Here is a 3941-nt window from a genome sequence, read left to right as displayed (position 1 = left end):
CACCGGGGTCGCGCTGCTCGCGCTGGCCACGCGCGCGTTCGGGCACGGCGGACGCGGCGCGGTGCCGCTCGCGGTGGGGGCGGGGTTCGTGCTCGGTTTCGGCGTCTTCCTCTCCTACGGCCTGGTGTTGCTGGGTGTGGTCGCGCTGGCGGTCGTGGTGGCGGGGCGGAGCTGGGCGAGCCTGCTGTGGGCGGTACTGGGCGCGGTGGCCGTGGTGGTGGTGTTCGCGGTGGCCGGATTCTGGTGGTTCGACGGGTACGCCATGGTCGTCGAGCGGTACCACCAGGGCATCGCGGCCGAGCGGCCGTACTCGTACTGGGTGTGGGCGAACCTGGCCTGTCTCGCGCTGGCCACCGGGCCGGCCGTGGCGGCGGGTGTGGGCAGGCTGCGGGGGTGGACCCCGGTGGTCGCGCTCGCCGGGGCGGCGCTGGTGGCCGTGCTCGCGGCCGATGTCTCCGGGTTGTCGAAAGCGGAGGTGGAGCGCATCTGGCTTCCGTTCGCGGTGTGGTTGCTGCCGGCGACCGCACTGCTGCCGCCGCGGTCACGCCGATGGTGGCTGGCCGCGCAGGCGGCGACGGCGCTGGCGGTGAACCACCTCGTGATGACGGTGTGGTGAGCACGACGATGAGCGGGGAGACGGACCACGGCCTGGTGCTCGTGGTGGACGACGACGAGACCGTGCGCGATGTCGTGTGCCGGTACCTGCGGCTGGCCGGGTTCGCCGTCGACGTGGCCGGAACCGGCCCCGCGGCGCTGGAACGGTTCGCCGCGCGGCGGCCCGACCTCGTGGTGCTGGACGTCATGCTGCCGGGGCTCGACGGGTTCGAGGTGTGCCGGAGACTGCGCGAACCGGACCCGGGCGAGCCCGGAGTCCCGGTGGTGCTGCTGACCGCGCTGGGCGAGGAGGAGGACCGCATCGCCGGGTTGCGACTCGGCGCCGACGACTACGTCACCAAGCCGTTCAGCCCTCGGGAGTTGTCGCTGCGGGTGGCGTCGGTGCTGCGCCGGTCGCGCGGTGCCCCGGGCGTGGCCGCCCCTACCGAACTCACCGACGGCGATCTGCGTCTCGACCTCGCGGCCCGGACGGCGAGCCTCGCGGGCGACCCGGTGGCGCTGACCGCCCGCGAGTTCGACCTGCTCGCGTTCTTCCTGTCCCACCCGGCCACCGCGTACTCGCGGACCGAGCTGCTGGAACGCGTGTGGGGGTGGGACTTCGGGGACCTGTCCACGGTTACCGTGCACGTGCGGCGTCTGAGGGAGAAGATCGAACGCGACCCGGCCGCACCCGAGCGTGTGGTCACCGTGTGGGGCGTCGGGTACCGCTACGACGCGAGACCGGGATGACCCGCGACGCGGGGCACCGGCGGAACCGGTGGGTGCGAACGTCGTGATCGAGTCGGACGAGTCGCTGGCGGCGATGCTGGCGCACGCCTGGCACATCCTGCCGGTGGCGCTGCTGTTCGCGCTGCCGGTCGTGGCGGCCGGCAGCCTGGTGCTGTACCGGCTGCGCCGGTACTCGCTGGCCACCACGCTGACGGTGCTGGTGCTCGTGCCGCTCGCGGCCACCCTCGCGGGCGTGCTCGGGGTCAGCGGATTCATGTTCAGCACCGCGCTGACGACGATGCTGCTGGTCTGCCTGCTGGTGGCGGTGGTGACGGTGCCCGCCGCCGTCGTGCTCGGCCGGGTCATCGCCCGCCGCAGCGTGTGGGAACGGGAGGCCCGCGACCGGGAGCGCGCGGCCGAGGCGTCGCGGCGGGAACTGGTGGCCTGGATCAGTCACGACCTGCGCAGCCCGCTCGCCGGGATTCGCGCCATGGCCGAGGCGCTGGCCGACGGGGTGGTGGACCGGCCGGACGAGGTGACCGGATTCGCGCGGCGCATCGACGGCGAGGCCGCACGCCTCGCGGGGATGGTGGACGACCTGTTCGAGCTGTCCCGGATCACGGCGGGGACGCTGCGGTTGCGCCCCACCGAACTCGGCCTGCACGACGTGGTGGGAGACGCGCTGGCGGCGCTCGACCCGCTGGCCCGCCGCTGGGGCGTGCGGATGCGGGCCGAGGCGGCGGCACGGCCCGTGGTGACCGGAGGCGAACCCGAACTGGGCCGCGTGGTCCGCAACCTCGTCACCAACGCCGTGGAGCACACCCCGCCGGAGGGCACGGTGACCGTGCGGCTCGACGCCCTCGGCGGCGAGGCGGTGCTCGCGGTGGAGGACGCCTGCGGCGGCATCCCCGACGACGAACTGGACCGCGTGTTCGACCCGGCGTTCCGGGGTGGCACGGCGCGCACGCCCGCACCGTCGGCCTCGGGTGGGGGCGGGGTCGGCCTGGCGATCGTGCGGGGACTCGTCGAAGCCCACCACGGCCGCGTGACCGTGCGCAACACCGGCCCGGGCTGCCGGTTCGAGGTCCGCCTGCCCGCCTCCCGCTGACCGGCCGCCCGCTCGCGGTGCAACATCGTCGCCTCGGCCGGACACCTCCCGGCATGCACACCCAAGCCGGAACCGGAGAGGGGGCGACGGTGATGGCCGGAACACGTGCCCACGACGCGGGCCCGGCCGAACCACCGCCTCCACCGAGCGACAGCGAACTGTGGCGCCGAGCCGCCCGCGGCGACGACGCCGCGTTCACCGACCTGTTCCACCGGCATGCCGAGGCCGTGTGGAACCACGCCTACCGGCTCACCGGGTCGTGGAGCGAAGCCGAGGAGGTGGCCTCGACCTGTTTCGTCACCGCGTGGCGCAAGTGCGCCGAGGTGGCGCTGGTCAACGACAGCGCCCGACCCTGGCTCTACACCGTCGCGGCGAACCTGGCCCGCAGTCGCGGCCGCGGCGAGCGGAGGCGATTGCGTCTGGTGCGCCGCCTGTCGCATCCCGAGGCCGCCGCGGACCATGCTGATGCCGTCACCGACCGGGTCGACGGCGCCGACCGGGTGCGCCGGGTCGTCGCGGCGGTGGCCCGGTTGCCGAAGGCTCAACGTCGCGTGGCCGAGCTGTGCCTGCTCGGGGAACTGTCTTCCGCCGAGGCCGCCACCGTGCTGGGCCTCGCCGAACCCACCGTCCGCTCGCATCTGTCCCGGGCCCGTGCCCGGTTGCGCACGCTCGTGGAGGAATCATGAACGAGTTGGGATTGCCACCGCACCGCGAGCTGCCCCCGGTGGTGCGCGACCGGATGCTGGACCGGGTCCGGTGCCAGACCCGCGACCGGACCCGCCGTCCCGCCCGCGCGCCGGTGAGCATCGCCGCCGCCGTCGCACTCCTCGCCACGGGCGCGGTGGTCATCACCGACGCCACCGGTGGCGGGGGACAATCCGCGGCTCCCGGATCCCCCGGCGCGGTCGCGCTCGACCGCTGCCGGGCCGCCGTGGCGGAGGCTGGCCGCGTCGGCGAGTTCCCCGACCGCGGCGAGTGGCGGGTGCGGTCGAGCCGTGCGCTGCATCTGACCAGGATGACGGTGATCGATGCCGGGGACACCGCGCTGTTCTGCGAGACGTCGCTGACGTCGGTGGCGCTGTCCGCGCCCGTCCGGCTGGACCGCGCCCGGGGCCACGCGCCGGTCGCCGGTGTGCTGGCCACGCCGAGTGGCACGGTCGTGGGGGTCGCGGCCCCGGACGTCGACGCGGTCGCGGTGACGGTCGATCCTGCCGAGGGCGATCGCCGCACGGAGTCGTTCACCGAGATGTTCGGCTCGCACCCTGCGGAGGTCCCAGTGCGTGACGGGGTGTTCATCGCCGAACTGGGCCACCACGACGTGACCGGCCTGGACGTCGTCGGTACCGCGGTCCGCGCCCCGGGCGGGCCTGATCGGGACGTCGGCGACGAGCTGGCGCTCTCGCCGCCGGAGCCCGGGCTGTACGTGGTCGACCGGCCCGTCGCCGAGCCCGGAAGGACGTCGCCCGCGGGGCGTGTGCTAGACCGGTGCCTGGACGGTCCCGGCAACGGC

At 74.6% G+C, this 3941-nt stretch carries 3 protein-coding genes and 2 pseudogenes; all 5 read left to right on the top strand.

The window, feature by feature from the left end; translation table 11 throughout:
• Window positions 1-616, top strand: a pseudogene (locus tag SACSA_RS0106490) (hypothetical protein); the annotation flags it as partial.
• An 8-nt stretch (window positions 617-624) separates the two neighbouring features.
• The gene (locus SACSA_RS0106485) at window positions 625-1344 is read left to right on the top strand and encodes a response regulator transcription factor (protein ID WP_028661613.1); all 720 of its coding nucleotides are present in this window, start codon (window positions 625-627) and stop codon (window positions 1342-1344) included.
• 43 nt (window positions 1345-1387) lie between these two features.
• Window positions 1388-2431 carry a sensor histidine kinase gene (locus SACSA_RS0106480; protein WP_028661612.1) on the top strand — a complete coding sequence of 348 codons (1044 nt, stop codon included), beginning with the start codon at window positions 1388-1390 and terminating at the stop codon, window positions 2429-2431.
• 92 nt (window positions 2432-2523) lie between these two features.
• Window positions 2524-3117 (top strand): RNA polymerase sigma factor, encoded by a 594-nt coding sequence (locus SACSA_RS0106475; protein ID WP_019814377.1) that lies wholly within the window; start codon window positions 2524-2526, stop codon window positions 3115-3117.
• Window positions 3114-3941, top strand: a pseudogene (locus SACSA_RS25795) (hypothetical protein); the annotation flags it as partial. The gene SACSA_RS0106475 and the pseudogene SACSA_RS25795, both read left to right, overlap by 4 nt.

The organism is Saccharomonospora saliphila YIM 90502 (assembly GCF_000383795.1).
In the GTDB taxonomy this organism is placed as follows: Bacteria; Actinomycetota; Actinomycetes; order Mycobacteriales; family Pseudonocardiaceae; genus Saccharomonospora; species Saccharomonospora saliphila.
Note: the sequence above shows the minus strand (reverse complement) of the source record. Positions and strands in the feature narration are given on the sequence as shown.